Annotated in this window: 18 protein-coding genes and 3 pseudogenes; 4 read left to right on the top strand and 17 right to left on the bottom strand. The window is 40.1% G+C overall.

Annotated elements, in window-relative coordinates:
- Window positions 1–92: 92 nt before the first annotated feature.
- Window positions 93–2,036 carry a threonine--tRNA ligase gene (thrS, locus tag K1I53_RS04365; protein WP_223328538.1) on the top strand — a complete coding sequence of 648 codons (1,944 nt, stop codon included), beginning with the start codon at window positions 93–95 and terminating at the stop codon, window positions 2,034–2,036.
- A 47-nt stretch (window positions 2,037–2,083) separates the two neighbouring features.
- On the opposite strand, the gene K1I53_RS04360 is transcribed toward thrS, so the two are convergent.
- Together K1I53_RS04360 and K1I53_RS04355 are read right to left on the bottom strand one after the other, a co-directional pair.
- Window positions 2,084–3,058 carry a sensor histidine kinase gene (locus K1I53_RS04360; protein WP_223328537.1) on the bottom strand — a complete coding sequence of 325 codons (975 nt, stop codon included), beginning with the start codon at window positions 3,056–3,058 and terminating at the stop codon, window positions 2,084–2,086.
- Window positions 3,051–3,728 (bottom strand): response regulator transcription factor, encoded by a 678-nt coding sequence (locus K1I53_RS04355; RefSeq protein WP_000548981.1) that lies wholly within the window; start codon window positions 3,726–3,728, stop codon window positions 3,051–3,053. The genes K1I53_RS04360 and K1I53_RS04355 overlap by 8 nt, the downstream gene beginning before the upstream one ends.
- Before the next feature lie 321 nt (window positions 3,729–4,049).
- Here K1I53_RS04355 and K1I53_RS04350 point away from each other — a divergent pair, with 321 nt between their 5' ends.
- From K1I53_RS04350 to K1I53_RS04340, 3 genes are all read left to right on the top strand, one after another.
- Window positions 4,050–4,619: a TetR/AcrR family transcriptional regulator gene (locus K1I53_RS04350; protein WP_132973608.1), complete on the top strand. Its 570-nt coding sequence runs from the start codon at window positions 4,050–4,052 to the stop codon at window positions 4,617–4,619.
- A gap of 85 nt (window positions 4,620–4,704) precedes the next feature.
- Window positions 4,705–5,481: a ferredoxin reductase gene (locus K1I53_RS04345; RefSeq protein WP_223328536.1), complete on the top strand. Its 777-nt coding sequence runs from the start codon at window positions 4,705–4,707 to the stop codon at window positions 5,479–5,481.
- 111 nt (window positions 5,482–5,592) lie between these two features.
- On the top strand, window positions 5,593–6,666 hold the full coding sequence (locus K1I53_RS04340) for a DUF2974 domain-containing protein (RefSeq protein WP_223328535.1): 1,074 nt from the start codon (window positions 5,593–5,595) through the stop codon (window positions 6,664–6,666).
- Between the two features lie 76 nt (window positions 6,667–6,742).
- Here the strand turns inward: K1I53_RS04340 and K1I53_RS04335 are convergent.
- The 15 genes and pseudogenes from K1I53_RS04335 to K1I53_RS04265 all read right to left on the bottom strand — a co-directional run.
- A pseudogene (locus tag K1I53_RS04335) lies at window positions 6,743–7,639 on the bottom strand (FtsK/SpoIIIE domain-containing protein); the annotation flags it as partial.
- A gap of 392 nt (window positions 7,640–8,031) precedes the next feature.
- Window positions 8,032–8,496, bottom strand: a complete 465-nt coding sequence (locus K1I53_RS04330; RefSeq protein ID WP_223328534.1) for a hypothetical protein — start codon at window positions 8,494–8,496, stop codon at window positions 8,032–8,034.
- On the bottom strand, window positions 8,486–8,935 hold the full coding sequence (locus K1I53_RS04325; RefSeq protein ID WP_223328533.1) for a hypothetical protein: 450 nt from the start codon (window positions 8,933–8,935) through the stop codon (window positions 8,486–8,488). The genes K1I53_RS04330 and K1I53_RS04325 overlap by 11 nt, the downstream gene beginning before the upstream one ends.
- Window positions 8,932–9,597 (bottom strand): lantibiotic ABC transporter permease, encoded by a 666-nt coding sequence (locus tag K1I53_RS04320; protein WP_223328532.1) that lies wholly within the window; start codon window positions 9,595–9,597, stop codon window positions 8,932–8,934. Before K1I53_RS04320 ends, K1I53_RS04325 begins: the two co-directional genes overlap by 4 nt.
- Window position 9,598: 1 nt before the next feature.
- Window positions 9,599–11,161, bottom strand: a complete 1,563-nt coding sequence (locus K1I53_RS04315; RefSeq protein WP_223328531.1) for a T7SS effector LXG polymorphic toxin — start codon at window positions 11,159–11,161, stop codon at window positions 9,599–9,601.
- A complete protein-coding gene (locus K1I53_RS04310; RefSeq protein WP_223328530.1) occupies window positions 11,151–11,525 on the bottom strand; it encodes a hypothetical protein in 375 nt (124 codons plus the stop codon). The genes K1I53_RS04315 and K1I53_RS04310 overlap by 11 nt, the downstream gene beginning before the upstream one ends.
- A gap of 2 nt (window positions 11,526–11,527) precedes the next feature.
- Window positions 11,528–11,893: a TIGR04197 family type VII secretion effector gene (locus K1I53_RS04305; protein WP_223328529.1), complete on the bottom strand. Its 366-nt coding sequence runs from the start codon at window positions 11,891–11,893 to the stop codon at window positions 11,528–11,530.
- Between the two features lie 81 nt (window positions 11,894–11,974).
- Window positions 11,975–14,008: pseudogene (locus K1I53_RS04300) on the bottom strand (FtsK/SpoIIIE domain-containing protein); the annotation flags it as partial.
- A gap of 169 nt (window positions 14,009–14,177) precedes the next feature.
- A complete protein-coding gene (locus tag K1I53_RS04295; protein ID WP_223328528.1) occupies window positions 14,178–14,531 on the bottom strand; it encodes a hypothetical protein in 354 nt (117 codons plus the stop codon).
- Window positions 14,521–15,504, bottom strand: a complete 984-nt coding sequence (locus K1I53_RS04290) for a hypothetical protein (protein WP_223328527.1) — start codon at window positions 15,502–15,504, stop codon at window positions 14,521–14,523. The genes K1I53_RS04295 and K1I53_RS04290 overlap by 11 nt, the downstream gene beginning before the upstream one ends.
- Window positions 15,501–17,657 carry a hypothetical protein gene (locus K1I53_RS04285; RefSeq protein ID WP_223328526.1) on the bottom strand — a complete coding sequence of 719 codons (2,157 nt, stop codon included), beginning with the start codon at window positions 17,655–17,657 and terminating at the stop codon, window positions 15,501–15,503. The genes K1I53_RS04290 and K1I53_RS04285 overlap by 4 nt, the downstream gene beginning before the upstream one ends.
- Before the next feature lie 3 nt (window positions 17,658–17,660).
- Entirely contained in the window at window positions 17,661–18,029 is a 369-nt protein-coding gene (locus tag K1I53_RS04280; RefSeq protein WP_223328525.1) for a DUF5082 domain-containing protein, read from the bottom strand.
- Between the two features lie 9 nt (window positions 18,030–18,038).
- Window positions 18,039–19,640 (bottom strand): annotated as a pseudogene (locus K1I53_RS04275) (FtsK/SpoIIIE domain-containing protein); the annotation flags it as partial.
- 189 nt (window positions 19,641–19,829) lie between these two features.
- Window positions 19,830–22,463 (bottom strand): SA1320 family protein, encoded by a 2,634-nt coding sequence (locus tag K1I53_RS04270; RefSeq protein WP_223328524.1) that lies wholly within the window; start codon window positions 22,461–22,463, stop codon window positions 19,830–19,832.
- A 10-nt stretch (window positions 22,464–22,473) separates the two neighbouring features.
- Window positions 22,474–23,088 (bottom strand): hypothetical protein, encoded by a 615-nt coding sequence (locus tag K1I53_RS04265; protein ID WP_440138137.1) that lies wholly within the window; start codon window positions 23,086–23,088, stop codon window positions 22,474–22,476.
- Between the last annotated feature and the right edge of the window lie 46 nt (window positions 23,089–23,134).

Raw genomic sequence — 23,134 nt, 5'->3', positions numbered from 1 at the left:
CAAATCGATTGTTATCATTCTTTGTTGATGGCTAGTTTTCCAGTTCTTCAAACCTCAGTTATAAAATATGATAAATTTTTAAGGAGAAAACCATGATTAAGATTACTTTCCCAGATGGCGCTGTTCGTGAATTCGAATCTGGCGTGACAACTTTTGAAATTGCACAAAGCATCAGCAATTCCCTCGCTAAAAAAGCCTTGGCTGGTAAATTCAACGGCAAACTCATCGACACTACTCGTGCTATCACTGAAGATGGAAGCATCGAAATCGTGACACCTGATCACGAAGATGCCCTTCCAATCTTGCGCCACTCAGCTGCCCACTTGTTCGCCCAAGCAGCTCGTCGTCTCTTCCCAGACATTCATTTGGGTATCGGTCCAGCTATCGAAGATGGTTTCTACTATGATACGGACAATCAGGCTGGTCAAATCTCCAACGAAGACCTTCCTCGTATCGAAGAAGAAATGCAAAAAATCGTCAAAGAAAACTTCCCATCAATCCGTGAAGAAGTGACTAAAGACGAGGCACGTGAAATCTTCAAGAACGACCCTTACAAGTTGGAATTGATTGAAGAACACTCAGAAGACGAAGGCGGTTTGACTATCTACCGTCAGGGCGAATACGTGGACCTCTGCCGTGGTCCTCACGTCCCATCAACAGGTCGTATCCAAGTCTTCCACCTGCTCAACGTAGCTGGTGCCTACTGGCGTGGAAATAGCGACAACGCGATGATGCAACGAATCTACGGTACAGCTTGGTTTGACAAGAAAGACTTGAAGAACTACCTTCAAATGCGTGAAGAAGCCAAGGAACGTGACCACCGTAAACTCGGTAAAGAGCTTGACCTCTTCATGATTTCACAAGAAGTCGGACAAGGTTTACCATTCTGGTTACCAAACGGAGCGACTATCCGTCGTGAATTGGAACGCTACATTGTCGACAAGGAAATCGCTGCAGGCTACCAACACGTCTACACTCCACCAATTGCCTCCGTAGAACTCTATAAAACTTCTGGTCACTGGGATCACTACCGTGAAGATATGTTCCCAACTATGGACATGGGAGACGGTGAAGAGTTTGTCCTCCGCCCAATGAACTGCCCACACCACATCCAGGTCTACAAACACCATGTTCACTCTTACCGTGAGTTGCCAATCCGTATCGCTGAAATCGGAATGATGCACCGCTATGAAAAATCTGGCGCCCTAACTGGTCTTCAACGTGTGCGTGAAATGTCTCTCAACGATGGTCACCTCTTTGTTACTCCTGAACAAATCCAAGAAGAATTCCAACGCGCCCTTCAGTTGATTATCGATGTTTACGAAGACTTCAACTTGACTGAGTACCGCTTCCGTCTCTCTCTTCGCGACCCTCAAGATACTCACAAGTACTTTGACAACGATGAGATGTGGGAAAATGCCCAAACCATGCTTCGTGCAGCGCTTGATGAAATGGGCGTGGACTACTTTGAAGCTGAAGGTGAAGCAGCCTTCTATGGTCCGAAACTCGATATCCAAGTGAAGACTGCTCTAGGAAAAGAAGAAACCCTTTCGACTATCCAACTTGACTTCTTGCTTCCAGAACGCTTCGACCTCAAATACATCGGAGCTGATGGTGAAGAACACCGTCCAGTTATGATCCACCGTGGAGTTATCTCAACTATGGAACGCTTCACAGCTATCTTGATTGAGAACTACAAGGGTGCCTTCCCAACATGGCTCGCACCACATCAAGTGACCCTCATCCCGGTATCTAACGAAAAACATGTGGACTACGCTTGGGAAGTGGCGAAGAAACTCCGTGACCGCGGTGTCCGTGCCGACGTGGATGAGCGCAATGAAAAAATGCAGTTCAAGATTCGTGCTTCACAAACTAACAAAATTCCTTACCAATTGATCGTTGGGGACAAGGAAATGGAAGACAAAACAGTCAACGTTCGCCGCTACGGCCAAAAAGAAACACATACTGTCTCAGTTGATGACTTTGTTGAATCTATCCTGGCTGATATCGCCAACAAATCACGCGTTGAGAAATAAAAACCTAGCATAAAAGCCTCCAATCGGAGGCTTTTTCTCATTTATTCTTACTCAATAACAAGCTTCACTTCAGTGAATTTAATCCGTACGGTCGTTCCTTTTCCAACCTCAGACTCGATACGAATCTGGTGACCCAGTTCTTCAGAAATTTTCTTAGATAGATAAAGTCCAAGTCCAGATGACTGCTGGGTCAAACGCCCATTGTAGCCTGAAAAGCCACGTTCAAAGACTCGGAGCACATCACTGTTTTTAATCCCGATTCCCGTATCCTTGATACAGAGCTCCTGACCTTCCATATAAATCTCTAACCCACCTTCCTTGGTGTATTTGAGACTGTTTGAGAGGATTTGTTCAATGACGACCAACAGCCATTTCTTATCAGTCACGATGATTTTGTCAAGGTCATGTAGGTTGACTGTCAGTCCCTTTTGGATAAAGAAAATGGCATACTTGCGAACAACTTCCTTAACTAAGTCCTCCACTTGAACCTTTTCAAATACCAAGTCATCGTGGAAGCTTTCCAAACGCAGGTACTGCAACACCAGATTGGTATAGGAGTCAATCTTAAAGATTTCCTGTTCCAGTTGCTGCTTGGCCTCACGATCAGAGACTTCTGCTACCAAGAGACGACTCGCTGCAATGGGGGTCTTGATTTGGTGAACCCACAAGGTATAGTAATCAAGCAAATCCGTCAGCTTGCTCTGAGCTTCCGACTTCTTTTGATACAATTCAGACTCACGCTCTTCGAGTTTTTCTGCTAGCACACACTCCAAAGGAGACTTTGGGTCTCTTTCAGCATACAGTACTTCCTGCCGGTAAACCTGAGCTTCTGCAAAAATATCCCAAACCAAAAATAAAAGGGTCAAAAAGCTACTGAGGAGGAAAAAATAGAAAAAATAAAATCCTATACTGGCGAATAAAAACTGAAAGAGAAAAACAAGAAAGCCCAATGAAAAAATATAGACAAAAAGACGACTGCGAGAACGCAGATAGGCTAGAAAAAATAGTTTCCAATCAAGCATGTTTCAGTCCGTATCCTATTCCCTTCTTGGTTTCGATAAACCCTGCTAAACCTTGCTCTTCCAACTTTTTGCGCAGGCGAGCAACATTGACGGACAAGGTATTGTCATCGATGAAAAAGTCACTATTCCAGAGTTCTCGCATCAGGTCATCTCGCGCCACGATATTGCCAGCATGTTCAAACAGCACTCGCAAAATTTGAAATTCATTCTTAGTCAAACTCAATACTTCCCCCTGATAGTGCAGGTCCATAGACTTGGTATTGAGGATCACACCCGCATACTCCAGCAGACTTTCATCTCGCCCAAATTCATAAGAACGGCGCAACAGACCCTGAACCTTGGCAAGGAGCACCTGCTGGTCAAAAGGCTTGGTCACAAAGTCATCCGCTCCCATATTGATCGCCATGACAATATCCATAGCCTGATCTCTCGAAGATAGAAACATAATGGGCACCTTGGAAATCTTGCGAATCTCCTGACACCAGTGGTAACCATTAAAAAGAGGCAGACCAATATCCATGAGAACCAAATGAGGCTCCGACTGGACAAATAAGCTCAATACTTCCATAAAGTCCTCTACCAAAACGACTTCAAACCCCCACTCAGAGAGTAGTTTCCCAACTTGTTGTCGAATGACTTGGTCATCTTCTACTAGTAAAATCTTGTGCATGCGCTCCTCCTTTGCTATTTCTCAAAGTATCAAAACCCTTCATATCAGATTTACGGATTAGTATCTCATACTGTTTAGCAGCCTATTCCCCAAATCCAGATCAGAAAACAGATGCTAAATAGAGAACATTCCCACTGATATCATACCTTATTTTTAATTATAGTTCCAGCCTTATCCTATATTTTCCTTTTTGTGCTCATTTAGTTAGTGTTTCTTTCACTTATTTAATAGATCTAGCCTTCTTATTGACAAGCTGGCCATGATTTGTTAGAATATGAATGAACAAATTGATTTATTCATTCATAAAACAAAGGAGGTTAAATTATATTGGACAAAAAACAAGCTTTAAAGACAGCGGCCTATGAAGTTTTTTCAAAAAAAGGTTACAAGGCGACAGGAATTTCGGAAATTGCCAGGCAAGCTGGTGTAGCTGTCGGCTCTTTTTATAATTATTACGAGAGTAAAGAAGCTATTTTTCTAGACATCTACATAGATGAAAACAACCGTGTTCGCCAAGCAATGATCGAAGAACTGGATTGGGAAATTGACATGATCGACCTCATTGGTCAACTCTTTGCTCAGTCCAGAACTCTCGTTTCTTCCAATAAGATCCTTGCAGAATGGTATAATCCTGCCATCGCAGATGAGTTGCACAGCTACTACTCCTCAGAAGAAGGCAAAGTCGCAAATCCTTTTCATCAGTTTCTAGTTAAAACTTTTACAAATCGTATGCAGGCTGAAGGGTACTCGCCAGAAAAGATTCAAGATATTTTACAGGTTTATAATCTGTTTTACTACATGGATATGCATATCACGGAAAAAGATTTTCCAGATATTGGCAAAACTGTTGAAATACTTGCAACCAACTTCATTAAAGGAGTTCTAAAATAAAGAATGGATTTCTTTATTTTTTGAAAAGATATGAATGAATTGTTTTATAGTTCATTCATAAAATTAAGAACAGGAGTCATAAAAAATGAAAAGAGGTAAAAAAATGTTTATTATCATTCTATCAACACTTGGAGTCTTAGGCCTTATAACTTGGGGCACCATCGCTTATCTTGGACGAAGCCAGACATTATCGATAAAATCCATCGAAAATCCCAGCGGAGATCTATATTTAATTCATATCACAAAACCGAGTCATCAAACCTGGAAAGCGGGGGCTTATGCTAAGTTTACACTCCCTGATACCTCGTCTACTTCTAGTAAATATGAAGCCAAGGGAGAGCAATCCAGTCGATGGCTAACCATTGCCTCCGCACCTGATGAAGATGAAATCCTCATTTTAACTCATAATAGTGGTAGCCTCTTTAAGGAAACCTTGACACATTTATCCGCTGGCAGTGAGATTGAGATGAGTTGGCTGGATTCCTCTACGACCGTTAAAGATACGAATCAGCCACTAGTTTGCTTTGCATCTGATGTCGGTATTTCTGCTCTACGCCCGCTTGTCAAAGAGTGGGCTGGTAAATGCCCTATTATACTCAATCATTTTGACAAAGGAGTGACTGTTTTTGATAAAGAGATGAAAGAACTAGCTCAAAACACACCGAATTTTACTTATAAAACTAGCGATGAACTTTCTCAAAGTCAAGAATTTTTAAAACGTGCTATTGATGAATACGGCAATCAAGCCAGCTATCTCATCACAGGTCAGCCTGATGATGCAAATGAGATGAAGAATTTTTTAAAAGAAAATGGGATTGATAGCAAAAACATACAAGTAAGCTCGTTTAGAGGTTTGAAATAGGAGTAGCCTGTCTTCTATATATCTGAATCAATCCCTACTAGGTCATTCGAACAAGCCTACTAGCTAATTCGAGGTAAATGTGATAGGATAGACATAGAGAAAGGAGCTTTTATGGCCAATATTTTTGACTACTTGAATGATGTAGCATACGATTCCTTTTATGACCTCCCCGTGAACGAGTTAGATGTTCTTGCCTTGACTGAATTAACCTACCTTGCTTTTGATGATGTAGTTGCCCAAGAACCAAAGCGTCTCATAGATCTAGCAGCTCAAATCCCTAGAGACACGACGATGTTGACCAGCAAAAACCGCCTCCAGTTATTGGATCAGCTCGCTCAACACAAACGTTTTAAAAATTGCAAGCTCTCAGACTTTATCAATGATATTGATCCTGAATTGCAAAAACAGTTTGCGGCTATGACTTATCGTATCAGTCTCGATACTTATTTGCTTGTTTTTCGTGGGACGGATGATAGTATCATCGGTTGGAAAGAAGATTTCCATATGACCTATATGAAGGAAATCCCAGCTCAAAAACATGCCCTCCAGTATTTACAAGACTTTTTTGCCCAACATCCTAACCAAAAGGTTATCCTAGCAGGACACTCAAAAGGGGGAAATCTAACTGTCTATGCTGCCAGTCAACTTGATCCAAACTTGCAGAAAAACATTGTCGCTGTCTACACTTTTGATGCACCTGGACTTCACAAGGAACTAACCGAAACACCAGGCTATCAAAATATGATGAAACGAACGAAAGTATTTGTCCCACAAGGTTCTATCATCGGGATGATGCTGGAAATTCCGGATAAAAAAATCGTCGTTCGAAGCACTGCCTTGGGTGGCCTTGCCCAGCATGACACCTTTAGTTGGCAGGTTGCAGACAAACACTTTGTCCAACTGGATGAGACCAATAGTGATAGCCAGCAAGTCGATACTACTTTCAAGGAATGGGTTGAAACAGTTCCTGACGAAGAACTGCAGCTCTACTTTGACCTCTTTTTTGGAATCATTCTTGATGCAGGCATCTCCTCTATCAACGATCTTTCTTCCTTCAAGGTCATTGAACATATTCACCAACTCTTTGTCCAAGCTCAATCCCTCACTCCCGAAGAAAGAGAAACCATGGGACGCTTAACCCAACTCTTGATTGATACTCGCTACCAAGCTTGGAAAAATCGTTAAGGTAGGAAAAGACTTTCTGATACTGTACCACACCAGCTTCTCTATCGCGCTTGACTTGAAGTCTGGTGCGGTACACTAAGAGGATAACGATAGCCGGCTCTTGCTGGCCACTAGCCTCTCGGTAGAGTTCTAAAGTCCCTACACCATAGTCCGCAAGGAGTTTCTTACGACGGTTGAGTTCGCGCTCCATGATCCGCACAAACTTAGAAATCTTCTCTGCCTGATCCAAAAGCATGGTGTCTGCCACCTGCGGAAGCTTGGACAAGGGCGCCAAACCATTAGTCCCAAAGTCCATCAAGTACATAGTAAGAGCCTTGGGACTGTGCTTTCTCGCTAGATCCATACCAGCGGTCTGAAGGAAGGTGGTCTTCCCTGTTCCCGGACTTCCGTAAAGAAGGACATGCCCATCCTTGGAGAGGTTGATAGAGACGACTTCCTGCTTCTGAGCTTGCGGGATATCCGCCATCCCAAGTAGGAAGGAAAGGGATTTCTCTTCTTCCCAAGCAACCGCTGGCTGCACTGCTTCCAGTTCCTCTAGCGCAATGCGCTCTTTGAGCGGAGGCAACCATGGCTGGGGTACTGGAGGAATTTCTTGTTCCTGACACAGAACTTGGATATGCTGCACAATCGCATCCAACTCTGTCAGAACTTCCTTGATATCTTCGGCTTCTTCTAAGCCCGATAGGTCTTCATTCAAGATTTCATATTGACCCAATTCATTGATTAGATAGATGGTGTGATCCTCAATCCCCATATCGTCCTTGTCCGGTTGGTAATCCGCCCCTGACCAGGCTGAGGCGATGGATCTCCGCATTCGAAGCCAAGGCCCGCATGGATTGGGCTCCATCCAAGTTGGTAATGGTTCCCAAGAGGTGGGGCAGGTTCTTAAAGAGATTGGCCATTCCACCACCCTTGTAGTCAATCAAAAGAAAGCCACATCATGAGGGTGGAACTTGACGGCAAGGGACAGGATATTTTTTGAAAATAGCAGAAGAGATAAACAAGCGAAAATATAGAATTTTCAAGGTACTAGAAGGAAAATGTTCTTGTTCCATTATACCACAATATCAAAACAGCCCTCTTCCCATAGGAACAAAGCTATATTTTTGCATCATGAATTTAGGCTTATAGCCACGCTAATTCATCTTACGACATAGAACAGACAAAAAACGAGAAGCTACTTTAATGATAAAGTAGCTCCTCGTTTTTGATTTTTATAAAGTATGGTAATATTGTTTCAATAATACCTGTATCTATAATCTTTAGCATTGGCTTTATATCACGAACCAAAATAGATAGAAAGGCCCAAAAATATACTAAGAAATTTAACTTTTATCGTAAGTAGATTATCAGATTAAATTCCGCTCACTCCTTCAATACTCCTACCTTAATATCTGTATAGACTTTCCCATCAGAGATTGTAGTGAAAAAGAAGGGAGGAGTCAACTCACAATGTCCCTGATAATAGATATAACCAGCTAAGAAGCTTATACCCTCTTTCACTGACTCATCATCTGGTTCTAAAATTCTAGTTGAAACAGTATTTAAAACTTGAAACATACTATGATACAAAAAGTCTTTTGGCAAAGCATTTTCAATATACTCTTCTTCTACTGGGATAAACAGTTCCATCAACACATCATGATTTTCTTCTAACTTGGAATTAATCGTATAAAAGAAAGGTCCTAGAAGCGTATATCCTGCTTTTCTTACTTCGTCTAAAAAAGCGTTATAAGTGTCCGGCATCTCTTCTGGAGATACTGTGTAATACCTTGAGATAACATTTCTATATTGTATATCTTGGTATTCTCCCACGTTTTTAAATAGCATCTGAAATCTCCTTAATTGGGATATTAATTTCAACAAAGTGTTGCCCAAATATTGGCAAAATAGCCAGAAAAACTGTATCTCCCAGCATTTCCAACCCCTCATCTTGAATATATTGCTTCATTTCTTCAATTTTTGGAAGGAGATGTTCATCAAATGGAGTTACATCAGAGACACACTGCTTAATTGTAAAATGTTCTAGATATTGGAATTCATCATTTCCTTCAATTGGAATGTTTGTCGGAATATAGACCTTAAACAAGGCTTCTCCTGGCTTTCCAAAAGTACTCAAACATGTTTCTATCGTTGTCGGACCATTTTTATAGACCCCTGTTTCAAATAATAACTTTTCACAACCTTCAATCAAATCTAGAAAAGAATCCATGGCTACTTTTTTCTCTGTATAAGCAATATTACTGATATCTATTCTTATTAATTTCATTTTATTTCTCCTCTATAAATAAAGTTATTAGTGCTTTTCTTTCTCCAACCTGTGAATACTCGTGCATACTCAAGCCAATAGAAGGGAAGACAGGCTATGCTCCCTGCGACGAGGGAAGTGACTATATATATTCCTGACAACATAAATAAACGTGCTATAACTACTACAATTGCTGAAATCAATATGCAAATAACAGAAGGAAGAAATAAAAGATTCTTCCTATACTCACCCTGTGGTAATTTCTTAGCTTTAGGGACAATTAACAACTGGTAAACAAAGGTTAGTAACTGAAAAATAAGGCTTAGGCCAATTAAAATCGTGAAGACAAACCAGTAGTTCTTCCCCCAAAATATAGATCCCCAGAAGAGAAACTCAACATGAGAAATTAGAATAGAACTAGCTGGAATCAATTGCAATAATTTTGATTTGGAAAATTTTTGGAATAGCAAGAACATGAACAACAAAACCAATATATGATAGATAGTAAAGTAAAGGATAATCATACTTACATCATGTATCTCACCTTTTATAAAAATAGACATTATAAATATCAGCAAGGCAAAAATTAACTCCATCGCAACTGACTTTAAAAAGTCAGAGTTCTTTATAGAACTAGAATCCACAACCGCTAAATTCAAAAATTCAACATACTTTTTTTTCATCTTATCCTCCTACAATTCCTGCCCACCATTTTTTCAACCCTTTTGAAAATCCAGTGTGTTTATCTAGCTCATTTAAGCCCCAACTAATACCTCCTCCTACTAGCATTGTTACACCACCTATCGCCATAACCGATGCCGTAGCAGGAAGAAAAATTGTGGCTGCAGCAGCTCCACCAACAGTAGCCAACGTCCCTATTCCTACATTCTTCAGAGTGTCAATCGTAACACCTCCAAATTGAGTCGTTATATACTCACCACTTCCTACTGTCATATTTTTGCTAACAGCAATATCATGTGTTTCCCCCATTCCGTCTACAATATCCACAGCAGAAAATGCCACATTTGCAATCGCCATACCTTTACCTAATTTGCCCATATTTTTAAAGCTATCTGATATCTTAATCCCTTCAGTAGGATGTATTGAAAATATGTTTGACAAACCAGCTGTTGCTGACGAAAGCGCTCCGTCTTTTCCAGCCTTTATGATACTAGGACGGAAAGGAGACATCATATCCTCGTACTGACCTCGAATATTTGTTCCCTTATTTGTAGTAATTTTACTGTAATTGTAATTTCGGTTTACACTATTACGACTGTAAAATTTATCATAGCCTAATAATTTATCTAGCTTTTGCCCAATAGGTGTTGTACCATGATGAAATATTAAATTTCCTTTATTGTCTTTTGAAATTCGAGATCCCAAATACAAAACATTAGCAACATCTAAAACAGTTGTAGTTTTATTATATAATTCGCTAACTTTGCTATATGGAGAGTCATTAATTAACCTTAATAGTTCTGGCTTTGCCAATTCTGTCGGATAACGTTTTCCATACTCTGCAATCGCTGCTATATCATTCTCATCTAATTCTGTTTTATTTTTAATTTTATCTAAAACATTTTGGTAATTTTGGATCACCTCAGAGCGTTTCGTCCACTCATTATTAATAGTATTAGCCCAAGGAGCTTGTCCCTCTACTTTAAAAGTTCCATCAAACTTTCCAAAGTCACCCGTGACTTGTTCGAAACCTTGAAAAACTAAAGTCTGTAAGCTTTCTGAATCCGAAAAATGACCACTAGTCGAGCTCGCAAACGACTGCAATTTTTCTAATTTCCTTTGTAACTCATCTCGCTTACTCGTTGCATTTGAGATAATTCCTCGAACGTTACTTTTATAAGTAGGATCGATGTCCTTTAGATTGGATAAACTATACAAAATAGCTTCATGAGTCGAAATGGTTGTATTCTTCGCTTCAATTTGCTTTTGAAGTATCTCCTCATCTAGACTTTCTCCACCGACTTGTGAACGGTAAAGAGTCGGTAGTTCACTCGCTTTTCCTCCCAGACTCTCTGAAAAGAGGATAACTCCTCTAAGTAGGGGAACCATTATATTTTCCGCATAGAACTTAGCGCTATCATAGGCTTTCCCTTTTAATTCTCCCTCTGTAATCAAATTATTAAAGGCAGTAATGACATCGTTATAATAATTCACACGGCTGCTTAATACACTATTCGCTGTGCTGCCCTGCGAATCTGCTGAGCCTATGTCTACTTTAATCCCCATTCTTCTCCTCCTTCTCCTCATTTTGTGATTCAAGACGGCGTTGTTGAAAAAGAAGTTCCTCTTTTTCGTCCTCTAGCATGGTCACCGCCTTTTTTAGTTCTTCTTTCTTCTCGGAGATAAAATCATCAAGTAGCTGTTCATTCCTTTTTAACATTTCTATATCTTCAAGACGATCCATCTCATCTTTAACTGATAACGGATAATATCCTAATTCTCTATATGGGATGAAGTTTGTTTGACAAAGATCTATGATCTCCGTCGCAACGTAAGAAAACTGATTTCTTTCTTCTTCTAGCTTTGATAATTTCGTTTGAATCTGTTGAACACTACATTGAATATCTTCTAATTTTCTAGTTTTTTCCATCCTCACTCCTTAAACAAATTATTTTGAGGAACAAATGATGGATTTGAATACAGAGAAGGTAGACCAGTTGTCCCCTTATTTTGACTCGACGGCAAATTATTTTGCCACAATGTACTGATCTTCTCATCTACTACTTCGAATTCATTTGCGACACCATGAATTAGTTTTACGAATTCACTTATTTTCGATTGAATATTTTCAGCCATAGAGGCCTCATTTATGATCAATCTTCTTCCTACCGTATTAGCGGTATAATAGCTTGTCTTATCTCTCGTAACTGTACCAGCAGTAGTAATGCTATTGCTTGCTGATACAATTCCAGTTGCAATAGTGCTTGCCTTGCCTTTTTCACTTTTTACTTGTCCCATGTTCAATAACCTTTTCAATTATCCTTTCTACTATCAAATCGTCAAGAGATAGGGTTGAATCTTAAGTATCAAATAATATTTTTACTTATTCTTACTAATTTTGAGTTTGATGACTTCTTTCCGAGAATGTAAATAAACCTGATCGGGATCTGGAGCCACATCTCGGCTATACATTCCTTTATCTAAGAAGGTTTGATCCATTAGGCGCATACCAAAGATGACCCATTGAACATTTGTTTTGAGGTATCTAGGAATTGGGTCAATGCTTGTCCCAATATAAGTATAATCAGTACCAATAATAAACCTCATCCCTACTCGATGCCCCTTCTCAAACATAAATTGAAGCTGTTGTTCATTTAGATTGCTTTCGGATACCAGTGCTCTCATATTTGGTATAAAAATGATCCATTCAGATGATATACCTTTTTCAAGACGGCTCTCTATTTCATAGATTAGCTGATTTCCTATGTCCGACAGTTCCTTTTTACTTCCAACATAGGTTTTCACCTGGTCACTATATGCTTCATATTCTTGGAAAGCATCAATCAACATCAGATGGACGTTAGGCATTCTAAGAATAGTTTTTATTAAATGATGAGTTATATTATCAAAAGCATCCTCTGCATTTGATACATAAGCCATGTGTTTAAATTTGCTAAGAGAGATATTGACACTTCCAACCATTTCTAGCTCCAAACCGATAGGAATCTGACCATTCTCAATAGCTTCTTGTACACTAGGCAAATTCAAAAATTCTTCCATCATCAACTCCTCCGGCACCATTGGGATAGCACTTGGGCGCTGACCTGTCCAAGCTTCTTGGAGAGAAGCCACTTCCTGACGTAGGTTATTGAGGACTTGGGTGTCATTGGCTCCTGAGACTGGCAAGGCCAGCTGGATAACATCCACCTCTTCACGTTTCATGAGTGCCCGTCCCTTGATGTCTTCCATGGTCATGGCAAGGGGCGTAGAGCCCACGATTGCTCGCACCTCGCTCACATCATTCTGTGGAAGGCTCAACTGGTGCTTGAAGTTCGAGTAGAGTTGAGCCCGAAGATTGGACTGTCGACCCGCTGTCATCAAGAGATGCACTCCGATGCTGAGACCTTCACGAGAGATGCGCACCAAGAGTTTAAAGAGTTCTGCCTCATAAGCCTCCTCCTTGATGGCCTCATAGCTGTCTAAGAGGATAACGATAGCCGGCTCTTGCTGGCCACTAGCCTCTCGGTAGAGCTCCAAAGTCCCTACACCATAGTCCGCAAGGAGTTTCTTACGACGGTTGAGTTCGCGCTCCATGATCCGCACAAACTTAGAAATCTTCTCTGCCTGATCCAAAAGCATGGTGTCTGCCACCTGCGGAAGCTTGGACAAGGGCGCCAAACCATTAGTCCCAAAGTCCATCAAGTACATAGTAAGAGCCTTGGGACTGTGCTTTCTCGCCAAGTCCATACCAGCTGTCTGAAGGAAGGTGGTCTTCCCTGTTCCCGGATTTCCGTAAAGAAGGACATGCCCATCCTTGGAGAGGTTGATAGAGACGGCTTCCTGCTTCTGGGCCTGTGGAATATCCGCCATCCCAAGTAGGAAGGAAAGGGATTTCTCTTCTTCCCAAGCAACCGCTGGCTGCACTGTTTCCAGCTCCTCTAGCGCAATGCGTTCTTTGAGCGGAGGCAACCATGGCTGGGGTACTGGAGGAATTTCTTGTTCTTCACACAAAACTTGGATATGCTGCACAATCGCATCCAACTCTGTCGGAACTTCCTTGATCTCTTCGGCTTCTTCTAAGCCCGATAGGTCTTCATTCAAGATTTCATATTGACCCAATTCATTGATCAGATAAATCGTATGGTCCTCAATCCCCATATCGTCCTTGTCCGGCTGGTAATCCGCGCCTGACCAGGCTGACTGGAAGAGTTCATAGACCTCATTATTTCCGACCTGCAGATAAGCACGACCCGTCTGGGTAATCTCGGCCGCATCCGGTGTATGAAGCATTTCATTAGAGTCCGAACGGTCCGCCACCTTAAGGGCGATTTTGAAGCGTGAGTTAGACCAGATCTGGTCATCCACCACACCAGATGGTTTCTGAGTAGCTAGGATCAAGTGGACACCGAGGGACAGGGTATATTTTTTGTAAATAGCAGAGCGGATAAACAAGCGAAAAATATAGAATTTCCAAGGTACTAGAAGGAAAATGTTCTCGTTCTATTATACCATATGAATGATACCGTGATAAGATGTGAAAAACAGTAGAAAACCACTTGAAATGGATTCAAGTGGCGAATAGTTAAGGGAGTTCATTATAAATAGAGGCATCATAGATCTTCTGCTGGATTCGTTTCTTTTCTGTATACTTCTGTGGAGAGATTGTATACATCTCATTATCTTCAATAGATCCCGCTAAATCTGTATCCATATTTTTAAAAGCTTCCGCAATCTTATTCATAAAGCCATCTAATGAGTCTACCGTTTCTACTAAATTTTCCATACATGTTTTTGCGAGACCCGCACAAGACTCTAGACTACTTGTAACCGGCGCATCAATAATAGTCGACATCCCCTTTGAAATCTCATCTGTCGAAACCTTGATACTCGCCTTAATGCTTTGAATTCGCATTGGCTGAATTCGCTTAACTACCATTTTTCAACTCCTCCTTAGGTTTTAAGACACTGATAAACTCTTCATAAGAGTGAACCACATGGTCTTTCCCATCCTTGGTCACTTCTCCATAAACCGTCAAATTGTCAAACAAGCCTCGGTCTTTAGGGATTAAGAGACTGTATATATCTGATAGAAGCTTAACATCTGTCTCGTTAGTCAAGAAATAGAGTTCACCTTTCTTCTTAGTCATCAAGTCATAGGCTGCTGGATACTCCTCCTTCAAGCGCCAGTCTGAAGACTGTTCAATCACAGATTGAGGAAGACGAATTGAAGAATCATAAGTTCCAAAGTCATCTACATAGTAGTCCTTTAGACTGGTAAATACGCTAAAGAGATAAACCTTTCTATTCTCTCGTGCTCTTACAGCATTATTTGGGATATCTTCTAGTTTACCTGTTGCCATGTTAAAGAGAACTTCCTTTAGATCCTTACCTCCAGTTTTCTGCAGTATTACTGTACGGTATTCCTGATCGTTGTACGCAAAGAAATGAACATAAATACTTGAAACCGGGAAGTATGACGGATCATAATCCGCAACAGCCTTTAAAAGGTCATACTCCTTGCGAGGCAAATCATCCTGACTGGTATCATAAACCTGTATCTTCCAATACTCTCCCCAGCTCAGATTCTTAACATCAAAGCGATTATCATCAAAACGATGAATCAAGCGTTTACTTTCTGTCGAAAGATATCGTTTCCCATAAATAGCTTCACTATACCTAATTTGATTTTCTTCATCTCTTTGACTATTACTGTTACCAGCCTCTTTCCAAGAAATGACCAACCCCTGTCTATCAGCTAGAAACTCATAAGATGCTGGTTCTACTTCAGGAGTTCGCACCTTATAACGATCATGTGTCAAATAACGATACAAAGGATAGGCTCCCGTAACTACAACCAGGAGACTTAACAGGCCTAGAATGAGTAGTATTTTTTTCCTGTATTGTTTCATTGACTTCCTCCTGAATATTTGTTGTTTAGATAGAGCTGATATTTTTCATAGCCATGTTTGACATTTTGGTCAGAAGAAATCGGTAGTTTCTCCAATACATTTTTATATGTTTCCAACTGGTCCGCTGTCATATTGACTAGAGAAAGATCGGTCTCCTCTCCCAAGAGATACTTGCTCATTTCCTCCGATACCTTAGCACCGTCATCACTCTCGTTCACTTTATCAATTGCTTCCTGAATAATTTTTTTAGTTGTGCTATTACTGTCTACTGTATACTCCTTCGATGAGCGTGCATATTCAATATAAGGGGCAAGCCCTTCATTGTCCATCTCTTTCAAACGGAGAGCTGTATAAAAATTATGTGTTCTCATGCGAGAAACCGCGACTGAACTCTTCCCTTCTTTCTGAAAGAGATAGGTATTCCCTCGATTTAAAAAGTCATCCACCATCGAGATACGTGTCTTTTCTTTTTCCAAGTCATATCCCTTTAACTGATCAACATACTTCAAGTAAGATTGTATCGTTTCAATCGGCAAGGTAACACCAAAAGTATAGGAGAATGTCTTGGTAAAGCCACCTTCAAGTTCGACTCCTTTAACTGTAATATTCTTATCAATCATTGAGCTGAACTGTTTAGTGAACTTAGAAGCATCACTAGTAGCCAGAGAATCAATCATCGAGACTATAGGAACCGCTTCCGGAGCAAAGACACCAAGTAACGAATAACCTACTCCCTTAGCTATGGTATAACCCAGATTTTTCGTTGCATCTTTCCGAGATTTTTCAAGTTCGCCAATCCGAGCTTGTTTCTCTGCCATATTATTTCCAATAGCGGTTGCGTATTCTTCCATTTTGTAAACCTTGGTTTCGGTTGTATTGCTAATACTCGTTGGATAAGAGTAGCCACCTATATTCATTTCCAAGGTTGTTTTCTTTGTATCAACCGTATTCTTAAATGAAAATGTTGCATCCGATATATCTGAAATTGAAATTTTTGTTCTCGTTTCGGTGACATATAGTTTGTCACCAACTGCTAATTTCCCTTTTGTTGTTTTGGTCTTTCCAATCTCCATTACATAAAGAGATTCCATCAAACTAACAAACTTATCCGTTAAAGCAAGATGCTTATTATATGCTGCCATCTGGTTGCTCTGTACAGTGCCGTCTTTAGCATATTGAACTTCCATAACCTTTTCAAGAGCATCACCTAGTCTGACTCCAGCCTTTTGAAACTCTAACAAAAATGGTTGATTAGCAGAAAAATCCCGATTCCCCATGGCATCCAGAAGATGATTGAGAGTTTCCTTATCCCCTGATTGAATCCACTCCATCATCTCCTGCGCACCAATACTGTAAAATCCTTCACTAAGATCCCCAGGTTTTTCGTTTAATATGTCTCCTGGCTGTTTATTCAATAATGCACCTAACGCACGACCATCTGCTTCTGTTTGAATACTATCTAAGTAATTAATTTTATTCTTAGTAAGACTACCATTTCTAATTCCTTCTAAAATACTAAAAGCTGGGATATTGCAAATCGCACTAGCATTTTTAATTTTAGTCTGTAAATTTTTTAGTTCTGCTTCTGCATCCGTAGTATCTTTTGATAAGGTATCATGTGCTTGTTGCAAGGCGTTATGAGTATCACGACGTGCTGTCGCTGCACTAGCTAAATCATCTCCCGCAGTTGTTTTTATAGTTGTTAAATCTTCTGATTCAATCCCTAGTTCAGTAGTAGCATCGTTCAATAATGTTTGAAGATCATCAACTTTTGTTTTTATATTAGCATATTGATCTGACTCCACCCCATCTAATTTTTTATAGACAGAATCATTACCAGTTTGTTGAGTCCATGCTTCCTTTTGAAAACCGGCAGCCGTTGTAGTTTCTTCAAATGTTGATAAAGCCGTGGAAAAATGAGTAATAGTCGTAGGAAACTCGTGAAACACCTGCTTCTGTAAAGTATTTAATCGAGCAAAGAAAGCATTAATAGCCTCTCCTTGATCCTCTGAACTACCTGTTTTTCCTGCCTTCTCATTAAATTCACGCATCGTTTGTTTAGAAGCTGAGTCCACACTTTTTGAAAATTCCTGAACAGCCGAACTATAACGAGCTATTGCTGGTAAATCATGCACTTTTATAATATCACTCATACTCTACTCCTCCGTTGTTAGACTTTTTTCAGCTTCTAACCATCTAATGCTGCTGTTAATTCCAGACTTCCTCGACTCTAATTCTGAAATTTTCTGAGCCAATTTGGCTACCATATCATCACTCTTTGCTGTAAGCTTTTGTTTTGCTGTTTTTAGTATTGTCTCTTCATTATTGGTTTCATTTAAATAAGGTGTACCTGCTAAATAATATGTCGTTTCAATATGTTCATTGCTCGTAAGTACATATTCTATATCTGTCGAAAAATTTGTAAGTGCTCTTTTACACTCTTCCAATCTACTGATTTGACTATTTAAATCATTTAGCGCACTATAGTAATTATTTATCTGTAATTGTATTGCCGCTCTTCCCATATCTCCTCCTTATATCATTAATACTTTCATTTTACTTGCTAATCCATCGGAAACGTAGTAGTATTCTTGTTCTTCTAACTGTGGCTCACGGACAGGTCTGTTGGTTACTGTCAGAACTGATTGATCACTTAAACGAAGTGCTAAAATAGCCTGTTTATAAGAGCGAACAGTTTTTGAAACCACATCGATATGCTTGGTGATTAGTGGTGAACCCATTACAATTGAACCATATCCAGCTCGTGTTCCTTTATCTAGGATATAAGCCAAGGCCTCAAGCGCTTCTGAGTTTAATTCTCCCACCAATTCGGTTAAATTGTAGATAACTACTGTTGCGACGTGTTCTCTTTCGTTTTGCTCTAAGCGCTCATTAATTCGCTTCTCTATACTTGCGATACCACTTAGATGGTCTTCAGAGTTACTAATAATCGTTACACCTTCCATTTCAGGTAGGCTATGATACTTCGGTGCCAAGACGATGACCTTCTGTTTCCCTTTGGAAATGTGTTTCACCAAGGCCGCCATCTGCTCTTCTTTATCTGTTAAATAAAGAAGATTCCCTTTAGCTAGATTCCAAGTAACCGGCTCAACTGTCTCCAAGTCAAGTCCTAATGGCACGAGTCCTTGTTCATAGGCAGCCTGCACGCTTGCCCGACCATAAAAGTCCGCCTCTGTCAACTCCTCCGGCACCATCGGAATGGCACTTGGGCGCTGTCCTGTCCAGGCTTCTTGGAGAGAAGCGACTTCCTGGCGTAGGTTGTTGAGAACCTGGGTGTCATTAGATCCAGTGACTGGGAGAGCTAACTGGATCACATCCACCTCTTCACGTTTCATCAGTGCCCGTCCCTTGATGTCTTCCATGGTCATGGCAAGGGGCGTAGAGCCCACGATTGCCCGCACCTCGCTCACATCATTCTGTGGAAGGCTCAACTGGTGCTTGAAGTTCGAGTAGAGCTGAGCCCGAAGGTTGGACTGTCGACCCGCTGTCATCAAGAGATGCACTCCGATGCTGAGACCTTCACGAGATATGCGCACCAAGAGTTTAAAGAGTTCTGCCTCATAAGCCTCCTCCTTGATGGCCTCATAGCTGTCTAAGAGGATAACGATAGACGGCTCTTGCTGACCACTAGCCTCTAGGTAGAGCTCTAAAGTCCCTACACCATAGTCCGCAAGGAGTTTCTTACGACGGTTGAGTTCGCGCTCCATGATCCGCACAAACTTAGAAATCTTCTCTGCCTGATCCAAAAGCATGGTGTCTGCCACCTGCGGAAGCTTGGACAAGGGCGCCAATCCATTGGTCCCAAAGTCCATCAAGTACATAGTAAGTTCCTTGGGACTGTGCTTTCTCGCTAGATCCATACCAGCTGTCTGAAGGAAGGTGGTCTTTCCTGTACCCGGACTTCCGTAGAGGAGGATATGACCATCCTTGGAGAGATTGATAGAGACAGCTTCCTGCTTCTGAGCCTGCGGGATATCCGCCATCCCAAGTAGGAAGGAAAGGGATTTCTCTTCTTCCCAAGCAACCGCTGGCTGCACTGTTTCCAGCTCCTCTAGTGCGATTCGCTCTTTGAGCGGAGGCAACCATGGCTGGGGTACTGGAGGGATATGAGATGAAACAATCCTTAATCCATTATACCATGTGAGTAATACCGCGAGAAGAAGAGAAATACAAAAGAAAACCACCTGAAAATAATTCAGGTGGGCAATGAAATTCTACAAAAGTGGGTATTACTTCCCATTTATTTTGTTGAATATTTTGAAAAATATAACATTCCTGTTTGATGATATAATCGAAATTAACTTTTAATCATCACCAAAGCAGTCATCAATTACATGACTAACATTACCCATGAGATTTATCATGTCTCCAAGTTTATACCCCAGTGCTTGTACAGCAGAACCTGAAGCAAGACTATCTAAATCGCCCTTGAAATTTGTAAATCGAATCTGCAATGATTTTATTACTGCCCCAACTGCTTTTTGAGCACGAACAACACCTTTCAATTCAGTTGCTCCATAAAATGCATCCTCCATCCCATTCCTGAACGCAGGCTTGAAACCTCCCAACATCGACACAACTAGATTTATTGTTGTAGCTGCTGTGGTCAAGTCTATATCTAAAGTATCAATCTCTAAAGCTGCTGTTCGAATTGCACCAGATACTGAAATCTCGGACTCCACAATACCATAAAACTTTTTATCATCCTCATCCTCAAATTTGTTCTTATAATAAATTTCAGTAGGAAAATCATTGATAAGATCTTTTAAATTATCTCTTGAGGTATTTATAACTTTATTCGTCTGTTCAATATAGCCTTTTGCACTATCTAGGTAATTACTAAATGACGTAGACATTTGTGTTGCTAAATCCTCAGCTCTTACATCTATCTGATCATCAAAAGCACTGATGACATCGCGATCATCAAATATTCCACTTTCTTCTAAGTAAGTATTATAGTCCTGGGAAACACTTGTATTGACATTTGGAACCGAACTAAAATCTAGGTCATCAATATTTCTAGCCAGTCCTCTATCGGTCTCCTCTAAAGCCGTTTTAATAATTTCTGCTACATAAATAGTATAGGAAATACAAGAAATGATTGTCTGAATGTTTTGTTCCAGTACTTTTAAAATTTCATTAACAGCTTGTGGAATCCCATCTCCAAAATGCGAACGCTTCTCTAAACCTTTCGTACTTTTCTCAATCATTTCTTCAAATGAATTGACTAGTTCTGCACCTCTTACCCCCAAGTAAGTAGATGTATTTGACTTAGCCCATAGATTTCCTTCAGATTTTCCTTTTGAAGTCATTTTATGTACTTCAATATCGAGTAGAATTGAGTCACTATTAGATTTCATACTATTTAATTTTGATGTAATCGCTCCATGATCAAAACTGTTCCCTTCACTATCAAAATAGTCATTTAATCCACTAAAACCTAACCAATCAAAGTTTCTAGAGAAGTCGTAGGAATTATACGCTTTGAGAGTGTCAAAAGTCCCTTTCATATCATCATAATCACTGAACGATTTATCTATCTTTTTTATAGCTTCAATCAAACTAATCGATTCCAAATGTTGGAAGACAGCTTCCTTGAGATTGTTTGTACGACTCGATAAATTATTCATAACATTCTCATTAGCCTGATTTGTTCGCGTAACTACTTCTAGCAAATCTTTCGCATGTCCTAAACTGGCGTTCAGATTTGTAATCAAAATCATCATAGAGGTCGTGTCTAAGCGAATTTCTTTTGAGTCACCATACTTTTTCAACAAATCTCGAGTTGTTGTATTCTCTGGAGTCACTGCAAAATCTAATAAACCATCGCCATCTATATCAACCGCAAATAACTGTTCCAGAACTACTTGCTTCGTATATTCCATAGCTTCAACACTGTTTCTATAGTCTGTCATACTATGATGAATCGGTAAATCAATCGCAACAACATTGCCAGGATACTTGGTTTCCCTTGTGATTCCCAAAAATTTTAGCACTAACCAAGTGTTGTTATCCAATAGTGTTTCTGCAACACTATTATCCAGCGCCTGTCCTCCAAATGAAATCTCCTTCCCATCCTGAGCCCAAGCAATATTCGTTAATGTATCTCGAGTTGTAGAAAATGTCACAGAGTAACCCTTGTAATTCTTCCTCAACGCTTCAATTCGTTCTGCTTCTTCTTTAGCAGCTTTCAAAGTCTCAGGAGAAGTATCTTTTAAATGAGACAGATAATCCCAATACTGCCTAAGAACGGCATCGTCTGGAAGTTTAACTGTATTTTTCTTAAAACCAAAAGTCGTCTTAGTTATCACGAAATTCGCTACATTAGCTTTCGCCTCTAATTTTTGTTTGAATTCCTCAAAATTGTTACTCTCACCAACAACTTCTACATACCAAGCAGCATCTCTATCTGCCACCATCTCGTTAGCAGTCTTACCGTTTACCGACTGAGGAGCCCCTTGATAGCCAAAATTATAGGGGACTTGTCTCTCCATAGCTGTCCTTCCAGCCTGATATTCTCCATAAGAATGGCCAGTAGTTGTGCTAATATAGTGTCCACTCGCCTCCACTCTATCATAAAAATCAAGGGCGGGTTTGTTTTTTTCTTTTAAGTACAAGGTGTCATTTAAGGCAATGGCAAGGTCTACAATAGGATCCTTATGGCCATCAGCCTTCATGTTGGTTCCAGCGTAGGCGATATAAGTCTCTTCTGTCATCGTATCTTTAACCGCTATGGCAGCAACACCCGAATCTGGATCATACATTTTGTCTACGATTTCATAACTACTACTATCCACGCCAGCATCATCCAAAACCCCTACAGCCATCTCTATTGGATTTTTACCACCCGCAGTATAGTCTTTCTCATATTCATATACCGCATCTGATAAAACGGCTGACATTTCAACTCGGCGGTTGCTTTTTTCTATTTCGTTCATAAACTCCCCCCTATTGTTTAAAGATTGTTAAATCTAGCTGAACAGCCTCATCCTTAGATTCCATTAGTATTGAAATTCCATAGATTGTTCGACTAGAGTACCTTACTCTGATTCTACAGGTTGTATCCTCTGGTAAATCGTACTTATTTTTAAGATATTTATAGAGGTCAGAATGATTTTCTGGTTCATAGATAATATCGCTCAATTCAGTTTCTGCACTCTTAAAGGTTTCTTTTATATTCAAGGAAGCGAAATAATCTCTTTGTACTACCAAATTAAGAATTTCTTCATCATATAAAGGAGTTACCTCCGACCCATAATTTAACTTCCCATTAGAGTAAGTAACAGGAACTGTTTCTTTATTATCCCCAATTTTTATTGTATAGTCACCCTTAATGTCAGATTGGCTAGTATCTAAGAATACTTTATAATCCTTTTCTACGTTTCCACTCTCTATATAAATGCTATTTTTGTAAAGCTTTAATCCATTAAACTCCTTCTTGTCTTGCTCTAAAAATTTAAATATAGGTTCAAACGTTTTTTCAAATTCGTACTGTTCCTTTGTTCTGTTTTTGGGAATAGTCTCACCACCCAAACTACATCCAGTCAACGATGCTGCTGTCATAAGTATAACTCCTCCTATCAGTAACCATAAAATTATTTTTATTTTT

Origin of the sequence: Streptococcus oralis (genome assembly GCF_019929365.1) — a bacterium.
Taxonomy (GTDB): Bacteria; Bacillota; Bacilli; order Lactobacillales; family Streptococcaceae; genus Streptococcus; species Streptococcus oralis_BT.
Note: the sequence above shows the minus strand (reverse complement) of the source record. Positions and strands in the feature narration are given on the sequence as shown.

Bases quoted from the DNA above. Each gene is read 5' to 3' on its own strand.
- thrS (WP_223328538.1), top strand. From the start codon at position 93: ATGATTAAGATTACTTTCCCAGATGGCGCTGTTCGTGAATTCGAATCT.
- K1I53_RS04360 (WP_223328537.1), bottom strand. From the start codon at position 3,058: ATGCTTGATTGGAAACTATTTTTTCTAGCCTATCTGCGTTCTCGCAGT.
- K1I53_RS04355 (WP_000548981.1), bottom strand. From the start codon at position 3,728: ATGCACAAGATTTTACTAGTAGAAGATGACCAAGTCATTCGACAACAA.
- K1I53_RS04345 (WP_223328536.1), top strand. From the start codon at position 4,705: ATGAAAAGAGGTAAAAAAATGTTTATTATCATTCTATCAACACTTGGA.
- K1I53_RS04340 (WP_223328535.1), top strand. From the start codon at position 5,593: ATGGCCAATATTTTTGACTACTTGAATGATGTAGCATACGATTCCTTT.
- K1I53_RS04330 (WP_223328534.1), bottom strand. From the start codon at position 8,496: ATGCTATTTAAAAACGTGGGAGAATACCAAGATATACAATATAGAAAT.
- K1I53_RS04325 (WP_223328533.1), bottom strand. From the start codon at position 8,935: ATGAAATTAATAAGAATAGATATCAGTAATATTGCTTATACAGAGAAA.
- K1I53_RS04320 (WP_223328532.1), bottom strand. From the start codon at position 9,597: ATGAAAAAAAAGTATGTTGAATTTTTGAATTTAGCGGTTGTGGATTCT.
- K1I53_RS04315 (WP_223328531.1), bottom strand. From the start codon at position 11,161: ATGGGGATTAAAGTAGACATAGGCTCAGCAGATTCGCAGGGCAGCACA.
- K1I53_RS04310 (WP_223328530.1), bottom strand. From the start codon at position 11,525: ATGGAAAAAACTAGAAAATTAGAAGATATTCAATGTAGTGTTCAACAG.
- K1I53_RS04305 (WP_223328529.1), bottom strand. From the start codon at position 11,893: ATGGGACAAGTAAAAAGTGAAAAAGGCAAGGCAAGCACTATTGCAACT.
- K1I53_RS04295 (WP_223328528.1), bottom strand. From the start codon at position 14,531: ATGGTAGTTAAGCGAATTCAGCCAATGCGAATTCAAAGCATTAAGGCG.
- K1I53_RS04290 (WP_223328527.1), bottom strand. From the start codon at position 15,504: ATGAAACAATACAGGAAAAAAATACTACTCATTCTAGGCCTGTTAAGT.
- K1I53_RS04285 (WP_223328526.1), bottom strand. From the start codon at position 17,657: ATGAGTGATATTATAAAAGTGCATGATTTACCAGCAATAGCTCGTTAT.
- K1I53_RS04280 (WP_223328525.1), bottom strand. From the start codon at position 18,029: ATGGGAAGAGCGGCAATACAATTACAGATAAATAATTACTATAGTGCG.
- K1I53_RS04270 (WP_223328524.1), bottom strand. From the start codon at position 22,463: ATGAACGAAATAGAAAAAAGCAACCGCCGAGTTGAAATGTCAGCCGTT.
- K1I53_RS04265 (WP_440138137.1), bottom strand. From the start codon at position 23,088: ATGACAGCAGCATCGTTGACTGGATGTAGTTTGGGTGGTGAGACTATT.